Annotated in this window: 4 protein-coding genes; all 4 read left to right on the top strand. The window is 50.2% G+C overall.

From position 1 onward, the window contains the following. Window positions 1–136 precede the first annotated feature (136 nt). The 4 genes from RR842_RS13885 (at window position 137) to RR842_RS13900 (ending at window position 2,400) form a co-directional block, all read left to right on the top strand. Complete coding sequence (locus RR842_RS13885; protein ID WP_332730174.1) at window positions 137–421, top strand: AbrB/MazE/SpoVT family DNA-binding domain-containing protein; 285 nt, start codon at window positions 137–139, stop codon at window positions 419–421. Continuing rightward, the gene (locus tag RR842_RS13890) at window positions 421–747 is read left to right on the top strand and encodes a type II toxin-antitoxin system PemK/MazF family toxin (RefSeq protein ID WP_332730175.1); all 327 of its coding nucleotides are present in this window, start codon (window positions 421–423) and stop codon (window positions 745–747) included. The genes RR842_RS13885 and RR842_RS13890 overlap by 1 nt, the downstream gene beginning before the upstream one ends. Window positions 748–817: 70 nt before the next feature. Further along, a complete protein-coding gene (locus RR842_RS13895; protein ID WP_332730176.1) occupies window positions 818–1,468 on the top strand; it encodes a type IV toxin-antitoxin system AbiEi family antitoxin domain-containing protein in 651 nt (216 codons plus the stop codon). Further along, entirely contained in the window at window positions 1,465–2,400 is a 936-nt protein-coding gene (locus tag RR842_RS13900; RefSeq protein ID WP_332730177.1) for a nucleotidyl transferase AbiEii/AbiGii toxin family protein, read from the top strand. The genes RR842_RS13895 and RR842_RS13900 overlap by 4 nt, the downstream gene beginning before the upstream one ends. Window positions 2,401–2,469: the final 69 nt, after the last annotated feature.

Consider the following 2,469-nt stretch of genomic DNA (forward strand, 5'->3'; position numbering starts at 1 on the left):
GATCTTTCCGGCATAAAAGCAGCTCCCCTTTCCTTCGACGACTAGCGGGCAGCAGGGGAGGTCTACGTGCTTGACGTGCCAATTTTTGCTTTGTATACTATGTATAGACATAGGTTATACATTGAAGGAGCGCATCATGGCCATGGCAACGCTGAGCAAGTGGGGAAACAGTCAAGGCATCATAATCCCTCGGAGCATTTGTGAAAATATGGGCATTAGTATTGGCGATAGGCTGGATATTAAGGCAACGGAGGAAGGCATCACTCTCAAGCCGCAGTGTCGCACGCATCGTCGTGCACGCAAGCTGACTGCGGAGGAGGTTTTTGCTGGATGGCAGGGTGAGTATGTTGCACCGAGCGATTGGCCACAGCTTGGTCGCGAGATTGACTGGGGTGCTTCGGCTGGAAAAGAGATTTGGTAATGCTGTGCGATCAAGGTGACGTAGTGTTGGTCAACTTCGACCCCGGCGTAGGGCATGAACCTCACAAATATCGCCCTGCGCTTGTGGTGAGCGCGGACGATTTCAACAAGCGTTCTTCCCTGGTTGTTGTGTGCCCTATCACCTCGACAGATAACGGATATCCTTTCCATATTTACATTGAATGCGAGGATGTGAAGGGATTTGCGTGTGTCGAAGCCTTGCGCGCCGTTGATTTGCAGGCGCGCCATGGTAGGCACGTAGGTGCTGTAGGTGAAAGCGAAATGGGGCGGATACTTTCTTTGGTTGGGGCAGTTTTTAATATCTGATGTGGCAGGGGCTAAATATTCAGACAATTCCATGATGCAATTGTAACATTTAAAGTGTTACAATTGCATCATGAAGACACTCGCCGCATTGCGCATCATCAAAGCCACGGCCTCTTATCAATGGGGCTTTGTCACTACGGCGCAGATGCAGAAACAGGGAGTCGAACGCATTATTCTTTCGCGTCTTGCCAAGGAGGGATACTTGTCGCGCTTCCAGCAGGGTGTCTACAAAGATGCTGCGGTACCGGCCTCGCGCTACGATTTGATAAGATCGACCTGGCTTTCCTTCCTTCCCGAAAGAAGACAATTCGAGCGCGTGGCCAACCTGCCAAAGGAATACGTTATCACTGGTGCTGCGGGCGCTTATCTGTGGGACGTCGGTGATCTTAACCCCGAGCCTTTAACTTTTGTTTGTAACGTTCGAAGGCAAACCACACGACTGGGCGTGCGTCTTATCAAGGCACCAGTTAATGCGGATGAAATCGAGCTTGTAGAAGGGCTTCCCGTGGCGAAGCTAGAGCGAATTATTTGTGACTTGGCAGCTGAAAGAGAAGATCTAAGCCTTATTGGTGATGTTCTCGCCGATGCACGAAGGCACCATATACCCATCGACAACAAAAGGCTTATCGACAACCTTGCCCCTTACGCCAGGCGATACGGATTGGTAAACAATCAGGGCAAAGCACTCCTTAATTTGATTGAGGGAGGAAGCAAGGGATGAGCCCATACTCTAACCCTGAAGAAGTGGAACGAGCCATTAGGAAGGCTATTCAGAAATCTGGTCGTGAACCAGGAGACACCTACCGTCAGTTCCTGCGTGACCGACTGCTTTCACGAATTTTTGCAGGTGGCGCAGGTCGGTACGTACTAAAAGGGGGTAGCGGTATGCTCGCGCGTATCCCCGATGCACGGGCAACTCGCGACATAGACCTTGCACTGCGAGACGGGCAGCGAGAATCCGTCGACAATGTTCTTCGTGGGTTCACGGCGCTAATCAAGCAAGATCTCGGAGACCTGTTTGTTTTCACTCTGGACAACTATAGCGAAGGCTTGGACGACAACGGTTATGCCCGGCTGATCAAGCTTAAGTTCCGTACCTATATTGGCTCGGAGGAAAAAGACCCGGTAACCATTGATTTGGCACTTGACTGCCATCTTAGTGTGGAACCTCAGCGGATGTATCCTAAAAACCGCCTTGAAGTTTCAGGCATGATTGGCAGCGACTATCTGCTCTACCCGCTTGTTGACCAAATAGCCGACAAAGTGTGCGCAACAATGGAGGTCTATCCGGGAGGTCATTCTTCATCGCGCATGAAGGATTTGGTGGATTTGGTCCTTATCGCCACAAGTTCGAGTGTTCGAGCAGAGGAGCTTTCAGTTGCGATTCGGATGGAAGTCGGTAGGCGCAATATGGAACCGATAACTTCCTTTAATGCTCCGAAGAGCTGGATAAAGCCCTTTGCTGTATTTGCGTGCAAATCCGGGGTGGATGTTGCTTACTGTGATTTTTATGCTGCTGAAAAATTAGCGTGCGCGTTCCTTGACCCCGTGCTTTCCGGAAGTGTTTTGTCGGGCTCGTGGTCTGTTGAGGCAAAAAAATGGATAGGGGATTCAAGGTCTGCAATTGGCGCTAAATTAGTCACATTTGTGTGACAATTGCGGTTTATCGGTTCTAGCAGGTAGTATATGAATGAGGAAAAGGGGTTTTTTCTGCGCGGTTGG

Source organism: Gordonibacter sp. (assembly GCF_036667095.1).
Taxonomy (GTDB): Bacteria; Actinomycetota; Coriobacteriia; order Coriobacteriales; family Eggerthellaceae; genus Gordonibacter.